Below are 15,848 nucleotides of genomic sequence, written 5' to 3'. Positions count from 1 at the left end.
GTTGCACACGCCGGACGGGCTGGAACTGCCCGCTGAGCGGGTAGTTCCAGCCCGTCCGAAGCCTTGGAAGAAACGGGGTCAGGCGGCCGGAACGCCGCCGGACGCCCTAGTCCTTGGCATCAGCCCTGTGCCCGGATTCGCCGTCAGCGACCGCATCGGCCTCGACACCGGCGTCACCATCGGCATCGGCACCGGCGTCACCATCGGCATCGGCACCGGCATCAGCCCCCGACTTGGCGCGCGCCTCAGGAGACCCCGGTTCGACGATCTCCTCGCGCCCCGGCCGCACCTTCGCCGAGATCACGAAGTACGCCACCGCGCACACGAACACCACGATCGAGGTCCACACGTTCAGTCGCAGCCCCAGCACGTGATGCGCCTCGTCGACCCGCATGTACTCGATCCAGCCCCGACCGGTGCAGTACAGCGCGACGTACAGCGCGAAGACCCGGCCGTGCCCGAGCTTGAAGCGGCGGTCGGCCCAGATGACCAGCAGCGCGGCGCCGATGCACCACAGCGACTCGTACAGGAAGGTCGGGTGGTACGTGCCTGCCTCGCGGTTCACGCCCTCGGAGATCTTGAGCGCCCAGGGCACGTCAGTCGGCCGTCCGTAGAGCTCCTGGTTGAACCAGTTTCCCCATCGGCCGATCGCCTGGGCGAAGGCGAGACCGGGAGCCATCGCGTCGGCCCAGGCCGGGAGGGGGATCCCGCGGCGGCGGCAGCCGATCCAGGCTCCGACCGCGCCGAGAGCGACGGCGCCCCAGATGCCGAGGCCGCCCTCCCAGATCTTGAACGCGTCGACCCAGTTCTGGCCCTCGCTGAAGTACAGCTGGTAGTCGGTGACGACGTGGTACAGCCGTCCGCCGACGAGGCCGAAGGGGACCGCCCACACGGCGATGTCGGCGACCGTGCCGGCTTTGCCTCCGCGGGCGATCCAGCGCTTGTTGCCGTACCAGACGGCCACAAAGACGCCAATGATGATGCAGAACGCGTAGCCGCGGAGCGGGATCGGTCCGAGCTCGATCACACCGGTCGACGGGCTGGGGATGTAGGCAAGGTCCATGGCAGGGTCGACGCTACCTTGCCGGGTGGGACGTACGGCAACCCACCCGGCAACGTCTGGGTAACGGGCGGCCCGCCCCGCGCCCCGCACCGGGCGCTACGGCGTGACCGGAGGCACGTACCCCTGCGGCACCGAACCCTGCGGCGCGGAAGCCGGCGGCACAGAGGCCTGCGGCATGGACGCCGGAGGCGGCGAGGGCGCCCGGGACGCGGAGGCGGGCGGCACGGAAGCCGGGGGCGCCGACGACCCCGACGGCGCGGGCGCCGGGGAGGTCGGGGACGCCGGCGGTGTGGCGGTCGCCGTCCCCGCCTTCTTGCCCTTGTTGGCCTCGGCGACCCACTTCTTCAGGTTGTCGGGCGAGATCTGTTCGTTGCCCTTCTTCGGGAAGATCGACTCCCCGTTGAGCTGGACGGTCGGCGTCCCGCTGAAGTTGCCCTTCTGGAACGCCTCGTTGGACTTGCGCACCCAGCCGTTGTGCGTCCCGTCGGACACACACTGCTTGAACGGTTCCGTGACGAGCCCGTCGACCTTCCCCGCCAGCTCGATCAGACGGCTGTCCTTGCTGAAGGCGTCGTCGGGCTCCGGCGGCTGGTTCTGGTACAGCACGTCGTGGTACGGCACGAACTTGCCCACGTCCTGCGCACACGCCGCGGCGTTGGCCGCGTTCAGCGATCCGGAGCCGCCCATGTTCCCGTCGATGAGCGTGGCCAGGTGGTACTGGACCTTGATCTGGCCCGCCGCCTCCAGCTCATGGATCGTGTCCCGGAAGGCGTTCTCGAACTGGGCGCACGCCGGGCAGCGGAAGTCCTCCCACACCGTGAGCGTCGACGGTGCGTCCGTCGCCCCCACCGGGATCAGCGGATCGCCCTTGGCGTCCGTCCCCTCGGGTGCGACCACGGCGCTCGCGCTGTCGTCGTCCCCGTCCGAGCCCGCGTTCGCGGCGAGGATGCCGACCACGGCGGCCAGGCCCAGCACGCCGACCACGGCGCCGGCCACGATCAGTGTCCGCCGGCGCTTGTCGCGCGCCTTCTGCGCCTCGCGCTCCTGGATCAGGCGCTCGCGGGCGGTTCGTTTTCCGTCACGGTTCTTGTCACTCACACCCGCAGCAACGAACCGGGGAGGCACCAGCGTGCCTCCCCGGTCCAGGTCCACCCGTACGAGCTACACCGCCCAGGTGTTCGTGTCAGGCGTTCGTGCCGCCCCTGCGGACGCCTTCCGCCAGCTCTCCGGCGAGCTTCCGTACGGCTTCCAGACCTGCCGCACGATCCGGGGCGTCGAGAAGCCGCTGCACGAAGGCGGAGCCGACGATCACACCGTCGGCGAAGGCCGCGACCTCCTTGGCCTGTACGGCGTTGGAGACCCCGAGCCCGACGCACACCGGCAGCTCGGTCGTCGCCCGTGTCCGCCGCACCAGGTCCTGCGCCTGCGCGCCCACCGACTCACGCGTGCCGGTCACGCCCATCAGCGAGGCCGCGTAGACGAACCCGGATCCGGCCGCGGTGATCGTGGCGAGCCGCTCGTCCTTGCTGCTCGGCGCGACCACGAAGACCGTGGCCAGACCGTGTTTCTCCGCGTGCTCGCGCCACAGGACGGACTCCTGGACCGGGAGGTCGGGCAGGATGCAGCCCGCGCCGCCCGCCTCTGCCAGCTCGGCGGTGAACCGCTCTACGCCGTACCGGTCGATCGGGTTCCAGTACGTCATGACGAGCACCGGGGCCCCGGTCGCCTCATGGGCCTCGCGGACCGTGCGCATCACGTCGGCGATCTTCACTCCGCCGCGCAGGGCGATGTCGTCGGCGGTCTGGATGACCGGGCCGTCGAGCACCGGGTCGCTGTGCGGCAGCCCGATCTCGACGACGTCCGCGCCGCCCTCGATGACCGCCTTGACCGCGTCGATGCCGCCGTCCACGGTGGGGAATCCGGCCGGGAGGTAGGCGATGAGGGCGGCCCGGTTCTCCGACTTGGCCCGCCCCAGGGTGTCGCTCAGCAGCTGAATGTTCCCGCTCACTTGGTGTCCCTCTGGATCTCGGCGGCGCCGTTGACGGCGGAGGCGTCGGCCTCGACCGCGGCATCGGTGTCGTACAGGCCGAAGTAGCGGGCGGCCGTGTCCATGTCCTTGTCGCCACGCCCGGACAGATTGACCAGGATCAACCCGTCCTTTCCGAGCTCCTTGCCGAGCTCCAGCGCGCCGGCGAGGGCGTGGGCGGACTCGATGGCCGGGATGATGCCCTCGGTGCGGGACAGGAGGAGCAGCGACTGCATCGCCGCGTCGTCCGTCACGGCCCGGTACTCGCCGCGCCCGCTGTCCTTGAGGTACGCGTGCTCGGGACCGATGCCCGGGTAGTCGAGGCCCGCCGAAATCGAGTACGGCTCAGTGATCTGGCCCTCCTCGTCCTGGAGGACGTACGACCGCGAGCCGTGCAGGATGCCGGGCTCGCCCGCCGACAGGGTCGCCGCGTGCTCACCCGTCTCGATGCCGTGCCCGGCGGGCTCGCATCCGACCAGGCGTACGCCCGTGTCCGGGATGAAGGCGTGGAAGAGCCCGATGGCATTGGACCCGCCGCCCACACAGGCGACGGCCGCGTCGGGCAGCCGGCCGGTGCGTTCCAGGATCTGGCGGCGGGCCTCGACGCCGATGACGCGGTGGAAGTCGCGGACCATGGCGGGGAAGGGGTGCGGGCCGGCGACCGTGCCGAAGAGGTAGTGCGTACGGTCGACATTGGCGACCCAGTCACGGAACGCCTCGTTGATGGCGTCCTTGAGCGTCCGGCTGCCGGACTTCACGGCGACGACCTCGGCGCCGAGCATCCTCATCCGGGCCACGTTCAGCGCCTGACGCCGGGTGTCGATCTCGCCCATGTAGATGGTGCATTCGAGACCGAACAGGGCGCACGCCGTGGCGGTGGCCACACCGTGCTGGCCGGCGCCCGTCTCCGCGATCACCCGCGTCTTGCCCATGCGCTTGGTGAGCAGCGCCTGGCCCAGCACGTTGTTGATCTTGTGTGAGCCGGTGTGGTTGAGGTCCTCGCGCTTGAGGAAGATGCGCGCGCCGCCCGCGTGCTCGGCGAACCGGGCCACCTCGGTGAGCGAGCTGGGCCGGCCGGTGTAGTTGACCATGAGCTCGTTCAGCTCGGCCGCGAAGGCCGGGTCGGACTTGGCCTTGTCGTACTCGACGGCGACCTCGTCGACCGCGGCGACGAGCGCCTCCGGGATGAACTTGCCGCCGTACGCGCCGAAGTAGCCCTCGGCGCTGGGGACGGTGCCCTCGGGGTCCGGAATGAAGAAGTCAGAAGACATCCGACGTACTCCTCAGAAGGGGCTGGCGCCCCATGAAAGATCAACGGGTGGACTTGACCGTATGCGCGGCGAGCGCGCCCGCCCCGGTACGCCTCGGACGCATCCGGGCGTACGGGCATGGCGAACCGCTACAGCGCGCCTTCGGTGCGCCATCGCATGCCGTTGATCTGGCCCGGCTCGGAACCGATGTGGTACCGCACCCGGCGTCCCCGTACCCGCCGCGCCGGAGCCCGGCACCCGCGCGGGCGGCACCCGCGCGCCAGCGGCGCGTGCGGGTCGCGCGCCTGCGCCCCGGACGGGCGAAGGCCCGGCCGGGTGCGTGCGACGGTGCTGCGGAGGGTGGTCATGGGGGCGGAGTCAGCTCCGGCCGTGGCGCAGGGCGGGGTGGGCACCTGCGGCGACCAGGTCGGCGACGGCGCCCTTGGGGTCACGGCCGGTGACCAGCGACTCGCCCACGAGGACCGCGTCGGCGCCCGCGTTGGCGTAGGCGATGAGGTCGTGCGGGCCGCGGACGCCGGACTCGGCGATCGTGATGATGCCTGCCGGGACCTCGGGGGCGACCCGCTCGAACGTGCCGCGGTCGACCTTGAGGGTCTTGAGGTTGCGCGCGTTGATGCCGATGATCTTCGCGCCGGCCTCGACCGCGCGCTCGACCTCTTCCTCGTCGTGCGCCTCGACCAGCGGCGTGAGTCCGATGGACTCGGCCCGCTCGATCAGGGAGACCAGGGCCTCCTGCTCGAGGGCGGCCACGATCAGCAGGGCCAGGTCGGCGCCGTACGCCCGCGCCTCCCAGAGCTGGTAGGCCGTGACGATGAAGTCCTTGCGGAGCACCGGGATGTCGACCCTGGCGCGTACGGCCTCGAGGTCGGCCAGCGAGCCGCCGAAGCGACGCTGCTCGGTCAGTACGGAGATGACGGCCGCGCCGCCCGCCTCGTAGTCGGCGGCGAGTCCGGCGGGGTCCGCGATCGCGGCGAGCGCGCCCTTGGAAGGGCTGGAGCGCTTGACCTCGCAGATGACCTGGACTCCGTCGCCGCGCAGCGCGGCGACTCCGTCCTTGGCCGGGGCTGCCTTGGCCGCGCGGTCCTTGAGCTCGTCGAGACTGACGGTTGCCTGCCGCTCCGCGAGGTCGGCGAGCACGCCTTCGATGATCTCGTCGAGCACACTCACGCGAGCGGCCCCCTTCCGGGAGGGTGATGGTGGACCAGGATCAGCCATACCAATGCTATCCGCAGGAGGCCTCAGGTCTCGCATCGAGTGGCGGTCAGTCCCACTACCTGGGACTTCACGGAGCGAGTGCCGAGCCGAACGGCAGGTTCCGGACGACGCTGAAGATCGCGGCCACAGCGCCGATGCTCCACCAGTAGACGGGCCTGAGGAAGATCCGCATCGGGATTCCCCGGGTCGCGCGTACCACCCAGACGGCCCACAGCACGGCGAAGACGCCGTACCCGACGACCGCCATGGCGTTGGCGCCGAGCGCGCCCGCCAGATCACCGGTGGCGACCCCGTGGGCGCTCCGCAGCCCGCCGCAGCCGGGGCAATAGATGCCGGTGAGCTGCAGGAGCGGGCAGACGGGGTAGTGGCCCGGCTCATTGGGGTCGACGGTGCCCACGTACACGAAGGCCGCCGCGACGCCCGCGAGCGTGACGGCCGGCGCGGCGAGCCGGCGGACGAGCGACGCGGGGGGCCGCGGGGGGCCCGGCGAGGGGGCCGGGGCGGGTGAAGGCACGGTATCCACGCGCCGATTGTCCCCGCTCATGAGGAAAGGCGCAGCCCGCCTGGGGCTGCGCCTTGCTTCAGATCCGCGTCGGAACCGCGTCGGCGCCGGCGAAGGCCGGGCCGGGGAGGTGTTGTCAGTGGGCCTGGACCTGCGCCTGGCCGGCCTCGTCACGGGCCCGCCGCGTCTCCTCGGACTCCTTCGGCATGCCGAGACCCGCGGCACTCATGGCCATCCCGACCACACCACCGAGCAGTACGACGACGAGTCCGGCCCAGAAGCCGAACGGATTGGCCAGCACCATGAAGGCGCCCGAAATGCAGAAACCGATGAAGGAGATGGTGACACCGGTCCAGGCGGCCGGGGTGTGTCCGTGGCTCGTGCCCGCCATGAGTTGCTCCTCGTTGCTTTCGCTCTGTGGTGAGGTGATGATCCGTGAGTCGTACGCTCGTCGCTCATTGTCCCGTACGAGGAGCGGGCGCGTGATCTCGGGGGTCATGCGTCGCGCGTCGGGTCCTCGCCGCGGTCGAGGGCCTTCCAGAGGTCCTCGGGCCGGTCCGGGTCCGGGGCGGCGGGGGCCCTGCGGGCCCGTGGGCTGCCGTCGCGCTCGTAACGGCCGGACATGGAGGGCCATTTCCTGCCGCACCACAGTGCGAGCAGTCCGGCGGCCAGGATCAGCAGGCCGCCCGCCGCCGTCACGTACGGCCATGCCGTGTGCGTCAGCGAGCCGGCCGTAGCGGCGGCGTCGCCGGTCATCTCCGCGGCCTTCTCGTCGAGGGCCGCGTCGCCGGACGCGCCGAGGAGGGCGGTTACGGCGGCGCCCGCGCCGCTCAGCGCGAGCAGCCCGGCGACCAGCAGGCGACCCGCCCTGCGGACCGCGAAGACCGCGACGAGCGCGGCGAGGCCGACGATGGCCAGCGCCGCGGGGGTACCGGTGACGTCCTGCCCCTCGACGTCGAGGGGCAGTGCGCCGCCGGGCACCACGGCCGCGCCCTCGGCCCAGATCCGGCCGGAGGCCAGGAGCACGACGGCGGCGCCGAGGGCGCCGAGCAGCAGGGCGGCGGCGAGGCTGCGGCGGCCCGTGGAGGCGGCCGGCACGCTCTCGCCGCGCGGAAGCGGAAGGGGTACGGGGGTTGCGGCACTCACGCACCCCACTATCCCTTACGTCCGGATCGCGGTCAGAGGCGGTTCGCCGTGTGGACCGCGCGCAGCACCGCGGCCGCCTTGTTCCGGCACTCGTTGTCCTCGGCGACCGGGTCCGAGTCGGCCACCACACCCGCTCCGGCCTGCACATATGCCGTACCGTCGCGGAGCAGGGCGGTACGGATCGCGATGGCGGTGTCGGAGTCGCCGGCGAAGTCGAGGTAGCCGACGCAGCCGCCGTACAGTCCGCGCCGCGACGGCTCCAGCTCCTCGATGATCTGCATGGCGCGCGGCTTCGGCGCTCCGGACAGCGTGCCCGCCGGGAAGCAGGCGGTCAGCACGTCGAAGGCGCTGCGACCCGGCGCGACCCGGCCGGTCACGGTCGACACGATGTGCATGACGTGCGAGTACCGCTCGACGGACATGAAGTCGACGACCTCGACGCTGCCGGGCTCGCAGACCCGGCCCAGGTCGTTGCGGCCGAGGTCGACGAGCATCAGGTGCTCGGCGCGCTCCTTGGGGTCGGCGAGCAGCTCGTCGGCGAGCGCCTGGTCCTCCTGCGGCGTGGCGCCGCGGTGGCGGGTCCCGGCGATCGGGTGCACCATCGCGCGCCCGTCCTCGACCTTGACCAGCGCCTCGGGGCTGGAGCCGACGACGTCGAAGCCGTCGAAGCGGAAGAGGTACATGTACGGCGACGGGTTGGTGGCGCGCAGTACCCGGTAGACATCGAGCGCGCTCGCCGTGCACGGCGTCTCGAAGCGCTGGGACGGTACGACCTGGAAGGCCTCGCCCGCGCGGATGCGCTCCTTGATGTCGTCGACGGCGGCCTGGTATGCCTCGCCGCCCCACAGCGCGGTGTACGGCGGCAGCTCGGACGGGGGCAGGGCAGCGGGCGAGGTGGGCACGGCCCGGCTGAGGTCGGCCTCCATCGCGTCGAGCCGGGCCACGGCGTCGGTGTACGCCTCGTCGACGCCCGTGTCGAGGTCGTTGTGGTTGATCGCGTTGGCGATCAGCAGCACCGAGCCGTCCCAGTGGTCGAGCACGGCCAGGTCCGAGGTGAGCAGCATGGTCAGCTCGGGCAGCCGGAGATCGTCCCGGCCGTGCTCGCCGATCTTCTCCAGGCGGCGTACGACGTCGTACCCGAGGTAGCCGACCATGCCGCCGGTGAACGGCGGCAGGCCGCCCGCGAGATCGCGCGGGGTGTGCAGTGCGTCGATGGTGGCGCGCAGCGCGTCGAGCGGGTCGCCGTCCACGGGCACGCCGACGGGCGGCGTCCCGAGCCAGTGCGCCTGGCCGTCGCGGGCGGTGAGGGTCGCGGCGCTGCGTACGCCGACGAAGGAGTAACGGGACCAGGAGCGGCCGTTCTCGGCGGACTCCAGGAGGAAGGTGCCGGGGCGCTCCGCGGCGAGCTTGCGGTAGAGGCCGACGGGGGTGTCGCCGTCCGCGAGCAGCCTGCGGCTGACGGGGATGACACGCCGGTCGACGGCCAGCTTGCGGAAGGTCTCGATGTCCATGGCCGGTGACCTTACTTCGCGAGCGGGAGGAGCACGTCGGAGTCGAAGCAGGTGCGGTCGCCGGTGTGACAGGCGGCGCCGATCTGGTCGACCCTGACGAGGACGGTGTCGGCGTCGCAGTCGAGCGCGACCGACTTGACGTGCTGGAAGTGGCCCGAGGTGTCGCCCTTGACCCAGTACTCCTGGCGGCTGCGCGACCAGTATGTGCAGCGTCCCGTGGTGAGGGTCCGGTGGAGCGCCTCGTCGTCCATCCAGCCGAGCATGAGCACCTCACCGGTGTCGTACTGCTGGGCGATGGCCGGGACCAGGCCGTCGGCGCTCCGCTTGAGGCGGGCGGCGATGGCGGGGTCGAGGCTGCTGGGAGGGGGCGTACTGGTCATGTCCGCCATTGTGCCGCGCCTGCGGGCCTCGGCACGGACGCCGTCCGGTCATTGGACGCGCGGCGCCGTGGCCCCGGCGGAGTTACGGCCGTACGCTGGCCGTCATGTCGACCCATGCCAAGCGTGAACGACTTCTCCTCGCCGACCTGCTGGAGGCTGCCGGACCCGATGCCCCGACGCTGTGCGACGGCTGGACCACCCGCGAACTCGCCGCCCACGTCGTGGTGCGCGAGCGCCGCGCGGACGCGGCGGGCGGGATAGTGCTCGCGGCGCTGAAGAGCCGGCTGGAGCGGGTGCAGGCGGAGTTCGCCGCCAAGCCGTACGAGGAACTGATCCAGCTCATCCGCACCGGTCCGCCACGGATGTCTCCGTACGCGCTCAAGCAGCTCGACGAGGCCGCCAACACCGTCGAGTTCTACGTCCACGCCGAGGATGTACGGCGGGCACAGCCCGACTGGACGCCGCGCGAGCTGGACGCGGTGTTCGCGAACGCTCTCTGGTCGCGGATCGAGAAGGCGGCCCGTCTCCTCGGCCGCAAGGCGCCGGTGGGTGTGGTGCTGCGGCGCCCGGACGGGCAGACGGCGGTGGCGCATCGCGGGACGCCGGTGGTGACGGTCACGGGCGAGCCGGGTGAGCTGGTGCTGTTCGCCTTCGGGCGGCAGGACTCGGCGCGGGTGGAGCTGGAGGGCGACAAGGAAGCGATCGAGCGCCTGCGCGAGGCGAAGCTCGGTATCTCCATGTAGCGCCGCTCCGCCCGGGGAGCCCGTTCCTCGAACGCCGGAGGTGTGGATGTGGTGGTGGAACCATCCGCACCTCCGGCGTTCGAGGAGACGCCCGCAGGGCGGCTAACGGACCGGGTGGCCCGCCTCGCGCAAGGTGTCCTTGACCTGGGAGATCCGCAGGTCGCCGAAGTGGAAGACCGACGCCGCGAGCACCGCGTCCGCGCCCGCCGCGATCGCCGGCGGGAAGTGGGCGAGCCTGCCCGCGCCACCGGACGCGATCACCGGGACGGTGACGTGCTTGCGCACCGCCGCGATCATCTCGGTGTCGTAGCCGTCCTTCGTGCCGTCCGCGTCCATCGAGTTGAGCAGGATCTCGCCCGCTCCGAGCTCCGCCGCCCGGTGCGCCCACTCGACCGCGTCGATGCCGGCGGACTTGCGGCCGCCGTGCGTCGTGACCTCGAATGAGCCGGATTCCGTACGGCGTGCGTCGACCGACAGCACCAGGACCTGCCGCCCGAAGCGCTCCGCGATTTCGCGGATCAGGTCGGGACGGGCGATGGCGGCGGTGTTCACGCCGACCTTGTCCGCGCCGGCCCGCAGCAGCTTGTCGACGTCCTCGGTGGTGCGTACGCCGCCGCCGACCGTCAGCGGGATGAAGACCTGCTCGGCGGTGCGGCGCACCACGTCGTACGTCGTCTCCCGGTTGCCGGAGGACGCGGTGATGTCGAGGAACGTCAGCTCGTCGGCGCCCTCCGCGTCGTACAGCTTCGCCATCTCGACGGGGTCGCCGGCGTCGCGCAGGTTCTGGAAGTTGACGCCCTTGACGACTCTGCCGTTGTCGACGTCCAGGCAGGGGATCACTCGGACCGCGAGGGTCATGAGTCGCGACCTCCTCGGTCTCCTCGGTAGGCCTCGATCTCGATCTCGACGACCAGGCTCGGGTCCACGAATCCGGAGACGATGATCATCGACGCCGCCGGCCGCACGTCGTCGAACAGCTCCTTGTGCGCGCGACCGACGTCGTCGACGTCCCGGGCGTGCGTGATGTACATGCGGGTGCGTACGACGTCCTCGCGTCCGAGGCCGACCTGCTCCAGCGCGCCGAAGGCGACGCCGAATGCGGTGAGGGTCTGCTGGTACGGCGTACCGGCGTCGATGACGCCGTCCACGACCGACGTGCAGCCCGAGACGAGGACCAGGCCGTTCGGCAGCTCAACGGCGCGGGAGTAGCCGAACTGCTCCTCCCACGGGGCACCGGTCGAGACCTTGCGTACGGAACCGGAAGGGGACACCGTCATGCGGACACCGCCGCCAGCGCCTCTTCCAGCGTGAACGCCTTGGCGTACAGCGCCTTTCCGACGATCGCGCCCTCAACACCCTCGGGGACGAGCGACGCGATCGCGCGCAGGTCGTCGAGGGAGGAGACGCCGCCGGAGGCGACGACGGGCTTGTCGGTCGCGGCGCAGACGTTCTTCAGGAGTTCCAGGTTCGGGCCCTGGAGCGTGCCGTCCTTGGCGATGTCCGTGACGACGTACCGCGCGCAGCCCTCGGAGTCGAGGCGCGCCAGCGTCTCGTAGAGGTCGCCGCCGTCGCGGGTCCAGCCGCGGCCGCGCAGGGTCGTACCGCGCACGTCCAGGCCGACCGCGATCTTGTCGCCGTACTCCGCGATGACCTTGGCGACCCACTCGGGGGTCTCCAGCGCGGCCGTACCGAGGTTGACGCGCTTGCAGCCGGTGGCGAGCGCCGCCGCGAGCGAGGCGTCGTCGCGGATGCCGCCGGACAGCTCGACCTTGATGTCCATGGAACGGGCGACCTCGGCGATCCGAGCCCGGTTGTCACCGGTGCCGAACGCCGCGTCGAGGTCGACGAGGTGCAGCCACTCGGCGCCCGCCTGCTGCCAGGCGAGGGCGGCCTGAAGGGGATCGCCGTACGACGTCTCCGAGCCGGACTCGCCATGGACCAGGCGCACGGCCTGACCGTCGCGGACGTCGACGGCGGGGAGCAGTTCAAGCTTCGCGGTGTTCGCGGAGGGCATCAGAGGGTTCCGATCCAGTTGGTCAGCAGCTGGGCGCCGGCGTCGCCGGACTTCTCGGGGTGGAACTGGGTCGCCCACAGCGCGCCGTTCTCGACGGCCGCCACGAAGGGCTCGCCGTGCGTGCTCCAAGTGACCTTGGGCGCACGGATCTTGGCGTTGGTGACTTCCAGGCTCCAGTCGTGCACGGCGTACGAGTGCACGAAGTAGTAGCGCGCGTCGGCGTCGAGGCCGGCGAACAGCTCGCTGTCCTCGGGCGCCCGGACCGTGTTCCAGCCCATGTGCGGGACGACCGGCGCCTGGAGCGGGCCGACCGTGCCGGGCCACTCGTCGAGGCCCTCGGTCTCCACCCCGTGCTCGATACCGCGCTCGAAGAGGATCTGCATGCCCACGCAGATGCCCATCACCGGGCGGCCGCCGGAGAGCCTGCGGCCGACGATCCAGTCGCCGCGCGCGTCGCGCAGCCCCTTCATGCAGGCGGAGAAGGCGCCGACGCCGGGGACGAGCAGCCCGTCGGCGTTCATGGCCTTGTCGAAGTCGCGGGTGATCTCGACGTCCGCGCCGACGTGGGCCAGCGCCCGCTCGGCGGAGCGGACATTGCCGAAGCCGTAGTCGAAGACGACGATCTTCTTCTTGTCGCTCATGCCCAGAGTCCTTGGATTCGCATGACACCGGCGACCAGGCACATCACGGCGCCGATCCCGAGGAGCACGATGACGCCCTTGGGCAGCTCCTGCTTCCAGAAGGAGTACACGCCTCCCAGGAGGAAGAGCCCGACGACGATCAGAATGGTGGAGAGGCCTGTCACAGTGCGCCCTTGGTGGAGGGGAGGATGCCGGCGGCGCGCGGGTCGTGCTCCGACGCGTACCGCAGGGCCCGCGCCAGGGCCTTGAACTGGCACTCCACGATGTGGTGCGCGTTGCGTCCGTACGGGACGTGCACGTGCAGGGCGATCTGGGCCTGCGCGACGAAGGACTCCAGGATGTGCCGGGTCATCGTCGTGTCGTACTCGCCGATCATCGGCGCCATCTTCTCGGGCTCGGTGTGCACGAGGTATGGGCGGCCGGAGAGATCCACGGTGACCTGGGCGAGCGACTCGTCCAGCGGCACCGTGCAGTTGCCGAAGCGGTAGATGCCGACCTTGTCGCCGAGCGCCTGCTTGAAGGCGGCGCCGAGAGCCAGGGCGGTGTCCTCGATCGTGTGGTGCGAGTCGATGTGCAGGTCCCCGTCGGTCTTCACGGTGAGGTCGAAGAGGCCGTGGCGGCCGAGCTGGTCGAGCATGTGGTCGTAGAAGCCGACGCCTGTCGACACATCGACCTTGCCGGTGCCGTCGAGGTTGATCTCGACGACGACCGAGGTCTCCTTGGTGGTCCGCTCGACGCGTCCTACGCGACTCATGAGCTGTGCTCCTTCTTCAGTGCGCGTACCGCATCGAGGAACGCGTCGTTCTCTTCGGGGGTGCCGGCGGTGACCCGCAGCCAGCCCGGTACGCCGTTGTCACGGACCAGGACGCCCTGGTCGAGGATCCGCTGCCACGCCTCGTGGGAGCCTGCCGCGCCGTCGAACCGGCCGAACTGGACGAAGTTGGCGTCCGAGTCCGTCACCTCGAAGCCGATGGCGCGCAGCTCGGTGACCAGGCGGTCCCGCTCGGTCTTGAGCTGCTCGACGTACCCCAGCAGCGTATCGGTGTGTTCGAGCGCGGCGAGCGCGGTGGCCTGCGTGACGGACGACAGGTGGTACGGCAGGCGCACCAGCTGTACGGCGTCGACCACGGCGGGGTCGGCGGCGAGGTACCCGAGGCGCAGACCGGCGGCGCCGAACGCCTTGGACATGGTGCGGGAGAGCACCATGTTCGGCCGTCCCTCGATCAGCGGCAGCAGGGACGGGTGGTGGCTGAATTCGCCGTACGCCTCGTCGACGACGACAAGCGACGGCTTGGCCGCCTGGGCCGCCTCGTACAGCGCGAGGACGGTGTCGGCTCCGACCGCCGTGCCGGTGGGGTTGTTGGGCGAGGTGATGAAGACGACATCGGGCTGGTTCTCGGCGATGGACTTCTCGGCCGCCGCGACGTCGATGGTGAAGTCCTCGTTGCGCGGCCCGGAGATCCAGCCGGTGCCGGTGCCGCGCGAGATGAGGCCGTGCATCGAGTACGACGGCTCGAAGCCGATGGCGGTACGGCCGGGGCCGCCGAAGGTCTGGAGCAGCTGCTGGATGACCTCGTTGGAGCCGTTGGCCGCCCAGACGTTGGCCATGGCGACCTCGTACCCGGCGGTGCGGGTGAGGTAGCGGGCCAGCTCGGTGCGCAGCTCGACCGCGTCCCGGTCCGGGTAGCGGTTGAGCTCGCGGGCCGCGTCGCGCACCCGCTCCGCGATGCGCTCGACGAGCGCCTCGGGCAGCGGGTACGGGTTCTCGTTGGTGTTCAGCCGTACGGGCACGTCGAGCTGGGGCGCGCCGTACGGGGACTTGCCGCGCAGCTCGTCGCGGATGGGGAGATCGTCGATACGGGTGGTGCTGGTCGCACGGGTCATTCCGTCGGCACCTTCCATCCGAAGCGCGCCTTCAGGGCGGCGCCGTGCGCCGGAAGGTCCTCCGCCTCGGCCAGCGTCACCACGTGGTGCGTGACCTCGGCGAGCGCGTCGCGCGTGTAGTCCACGATGTGGATGCCGCGAAGGAACGACTGGACCGACAGGCCCGACGAGTGGCAGGCGCAGCCGCCGGTCGGCAGGACGTGGTTGGAGCCGGCGCAGTAGTCGCCGAGCGAGACCGGGGCGTACGGGCCGACGAAGATCGCGCCCGCGTTGCGTACGCGCCGGGCGAGCGCGGCGGCGTCGGCGGTCTGGATCTCCAGGTGCTCGGCGCCGTACGCGTCGACGACCTTGAGGCCCTCTTCCATGGAGTCGACCAGGACGATGGACGACTGCTTGCCGCCGAGCGCCGGAATGATCCGGTCGTCACGGTGCTTGGTGGCCGCGACCTGCGGCTCCAGCTCCTTCTCGACCGCGACCGCGAGCTCCTCGGAGTCCGTCACCAGGACGGCGGCGGCCAGCGGGTCGTGCTCGGCCTGGCTGATCAGGTCGGCGGCGACGTGCACCGGGTCGGCCGTGTCGTCGGCGAGGACCGCGATCTCGGTGGGGCCGGCCTCGGTGTCGATGCCGATGAGGCCGGTGAAGTAGCGCTTGGCGGCGGCCACCCAGATGTTGCCGGGACCGGTGACCATGTTGACCGGCGCGCACTCGTCCGTTCCGTACGCGAACATCGCGACGGCCGTGGCGCCGCCCGCGGCGTACACCTCGTCGATGCCGAGCAGCGCGCAGGCCGCGAGGATCGTGGGGTGCGGCAGGCCGCCGAACTCCGCCTGGGCGGGGGAAGCGAGCGCGATCGACTCGACTCCGGCCTCCTGCGCCGGGACCACGTTCATGATCACGGAGGAGGGGTAGACGGACCGGCCGCCGGGCGCGTACAGGCCCACGCGTCCGACCGGCACCCAGCGCTCGGTGACCGTGCCGCCGGGCACGACCTGTGTGGTGTGCTCGCTGCGGCGCTGCTCGCGGTGCACGATGCGGGCGCGCCGGATCGACTCCTCGAGCGCGGCCCTGACCTTGGGCTCGAGCTGCTCCAGGGCGGCGCTCAGCGCCTCCGCCGGAACCCGTACGCGCTCCAGCTTCACGCCGTCGAATTTCTCCGCGTACTCGATCAGCGCCGCCGTGCCCCGATGATGCACGTCCTCGCAGATGGGCCGCACCTTCTCCAGGGCGGCCTGTACATCGAAGTCGGCACGGGGCAGCAGGTCGCGCAGGTCGGCACCCTCGGGGAGGGCGTCACCGCGCAGATCGATTCGAGAGATCACGCTGACAATTCTCTCAGACCCCATCCGGCAGCCGAGCCTCCGTATCACTGGCTGATACACGCCCCACGCGTCATTCATGACCACTAGCGTTCAGCCCGTCACACAGAGGGAAGAACGGCTGTACGAATCGGCG

Annotated in this window: 20 protein-coding genes; 1 reads left to right on the top strand and 19 read right to left on the bottom strand. The window is 71.1% G+C overall.

The genetic code is table 11. The annotated features are described in order from the left end of the window. Positions 1-106 precede the first annotated feature (106 nt). The 11 genes from lgt to hisI all read right to left on the bottom strand — a co-directional run bounded on the left by lgt (position 107) and on the right by hisI (position 9,114). Positions 107-1,063: a prolipoprotein diacylglyceryl transferase gene (lgt, locus tag ACWIHY_RS21025; RefSeq protein ID WP_454377172.1), complete on the bottom strand. Its 957-nt coding sequence runs from the start codon at positions 1,061-1,063 to the stop codon at positions 107-109. A 96-nt stretch (positions 1,064-1,159) separates the two neighbouring features. Beyond that, a complete protein-coding gene (locus ACWIHY_RS21020; protein WP_454377171.1) occupies positions 1,160-2,161 on the bottom strand; it encodes a DsbA family protein in 1,002 nt (333 codons plus the stop codon). Between the two features lie 85 nt (positions 2,162-2,246). Continuing rightward, complete coding sequence (gene trpA, locus ACWIHY_RS21015; protein ID WP_454377170.1) at positions 2,247-3,071, bottom strand: tryptophan synthase subunit alpha; 825 nt, start codon at positions 3,069-3,071, stop codon at positions 2,247-2,249. Further along, entirely contained in the window at positions 3,068-4,360 is a 1,293-nt protein-coding gene (trpB, locus tag ACWIHY_RS21010; RefSeq protein ID WP_454377169.1) for a tryptophan synthase subunit beta, read from the bottom strand. Before trpB ends, trpA begins: the two co-directional genes overlap by 4 nt. Before the next feature lie 128 nt (positions 4,361-4,488). Then, complete coding sequence (gene trpM / locus ACWIHY_RS21005; protein WP_454377168.1) at positions 4,489-4,707, bottom strand: tryptophan biosynthesis modulator TrpM; 219 nt, start codon at positions 4,705-4,707, stop codon at positions 4,489-4,491. A gap of 10 nt (positions 4,708-4,717) precedes the next feature. Then, positions 4,718-5,527 carry an indole-3-glycerol phosphate synthase TrpC gene (trpC, locus tag ACWIHY_RS21000; RefSeq protein WP_454377167.1) on the bottom strand — a complete coding sequence of 270 codons (810 nt, stop codon included), beginning with the start codon at positions 5,525-5,527 and terminating at the stop codon, positions 4,718-4,720. 115 nt (positions 5,528-5,642) lie between these two features. Beyond that, the gene (locus ACWIHY_RS20995) at positions 5,643-6,119 is read right to left on the bottom strand and encodes a DUF2752 domain-containing protein (RefSeq protein ID WP_454377166.1); all 477 of its coding nucleotides are present in this window, start codon (positions 6,117-6,119) and stop codon (positions 5,643-5,645) included. A 94-nt stretch (positions 6,120-6,213) separates the two neighbouring features. Beyond that, the gene (locus ACWIHY_RS20990) at positions 6,214-6,468 is read right to left on the bottom strand and encodes an HGxxPAAW family protein (RefSeq protein WP_454377214.1); all 255 of its coding nucleotides are present in this window, start codon (positions 6,466-6,468) and stop codon (positions 6,214-6,216) included. 104 nt (positions 6,469-6,572) lie between these two features. Further along, positions 6,573-7,223, bottom strand: coding sequence for a TIGR02234 family membrane protein (locus tag ACWIHY_RS20985; RefSeq protein ID WP_454377165.1), 651 nt, complete (start codon positions 7,221-7,223; stop codon positions 6,573-6,575). 32 nt (positions 7,224-7,255) lie between these two features. Then, positions 7,256-8,734 carry an anthranilate synthase component I gene (locus ACWIHY_RS20980; protein ID WP_454377164.1) on the bottom strand — a complete coding sequence of 493 codons (1,479 nt, stop codon included), beginning with the start codon at positions 8,732-8,734 and terminating at the stop codon, positions 7,256-7,258. Between the two features lie 11 nt (positions 8,735-8,745). After that, a complete protein-coding gene (gene hisI / locus ACWIHY_RS20975) occupies positions 8,746-9,114 on the bottom strand; it encodes a phosphoribosyl-AMP cyclohydrolase (RefSeq protein WP_454377163.1) in 369 nt (122 codons plus the stop codon). Positions 9,115-9,218: 104 nt separating this feature from the next. Here hisI and ACWIHY_RS20970 point away from each other — a divergent pair, with 104 nt between their 5' ends. After that, complete coding sequence (locus ACWIHY_RS20970; RefSeq protein WP_454377162.1) at positions 9,219-9,857, top strand: TIGR03085 family metal-binding protein; 639 nt, start codon at positions 9,219-9,221, stop codon at positions 9,855-9,857. Positions 9,858-9,959: 102 nt separating this feature from the next. On the opposite strand, the gene hisF is transcribed toward ACWIHY_RS20970, so the two are convergent. From hisF to hisD, 8 genes are read right to left on the bottom strand one after another with little or no spacing between them, the layout of a single operon-like run. Continuing rightward, the gene (gene hisF, locus ACWIHY_RS20965) at positions 9,960-10,715 is read right to left on the bottom strand and encodes an imidazole glycerol phosphate synthase subunit HisF (RefSeq protein ID WP_214977418.1); all 756 of its coding nucleotides are present in this window, start codon (positions 10,713-10,715) and stop codon (positions 9,960-9,962) included. After that, a complete protein-coding gene (locus tag ACWIHY_RS20960; protein ID WP_454377161.1) occupies positions 10,712-11,134 on the bottom strand; it encodes a RidA family protein in 423 nt (140 codons plus the stop codon). Before ACWIHY_RS20960 ends, hisF begins: the two co-directional genes overlap by 4 nt. Further along, positions 11,131-11,871 (bottom strand): bifunctional 1-(5-phosphoribosyl)-5-((5-phosphoribosylamino)methylideneamino)imidazole-4-carboxamide isomerase/phosphoribosylanthranilate isomerase PriA, encoded by a 741-nt coding sequence (gene priA / locus ACWIHY_RS20955; protein ID WP_454377160.1) that lies wholly within the window; start codon positions 11,869-11,871, stop codon positions 11,131-11,133. Before priA ends, ACWIHY_RS20960 begins: the two co-directional genes overlap by 4 nt. After that, positions 11,871-12,512 (bottom strand): imidazole glycerol phosphate synthase subunit HisH, encoded by a 642-nt coding sequence (hisH, locus tag ACWIHY_RS20950; protein WP_454377159.1) that lies wholly within the window; start codon positions 12,510-12,512, stop codon positions 11,871-11,873. The genes priA and hisH overlap by 1 nt, the downstream gene beginning before the upstream one ends. Beyond that, the gene (locus ACWIHY_RS20945; protein WP_454377158.1) at positions 12,509-12,676 is read right to left on the bottom strand and encodes a hypothetical protein; all 168 of its coding nucleotides are present in this window, start codon (positions 12,674-12,676) and stop codon (positions 12,509-12,511) included. The genes hisH and ACWIHY_RS20945 overlap by 4 nt, the downstream gene beginning before the upstream one ends. Beyond that, on the bottom strand, positions 12,673-13,266 hold the full coding sequence (gene hisB / locus ACWIHY_RS20940) for an imidazoleglycerol-phosphate dehydratase HisB (protein WP_454377157.1): 594 nt from the start codon (positions 13,264-13,266) through the stop codon (positions 12,673-12,675). Before hisB ends, ACWIHY_RS20945 begins: the two co-directional genes overlap by 4 nt. Then, complete coding sequence (locus tag ACWIHY_RS20935; RefSeq protein WP_454377156.1) at positions 13,263-14,396, bottom strand: histidinol-phosphate transaminase; 1,134 nt, start codon at positions 14,394-14,396, stop codon at positions 13,263-13,265. Before ACWIHY_RS20935 ends, hisB begins: the two co-directional genes overlap by 4 nt. Next, positions 14,393-15,715, bottom strand: a complete 1,323-nt coding sequence (gene hisD / locus ACWIHY_RS20930) for a histidinol dehydrogenase (RefSeq protein ID WP_454377155.1) — start codon at positions 15,713-15,715, stop codon at positions 14,393-14,395. The genes ACWIHY_RS20935 and hisD overlap by 4 nt, the downstream gene beginning before the upstream one ends. Between the last annotated feature and the right edge of the window lie 133 nt (positions 15,716-15,848).

The organism is Streptomyces sp. NPDC055287, assembly GCF_053646035.1.
This window is presented reverse-complemented; position numbering and strand designations above follow the sequence as displayed.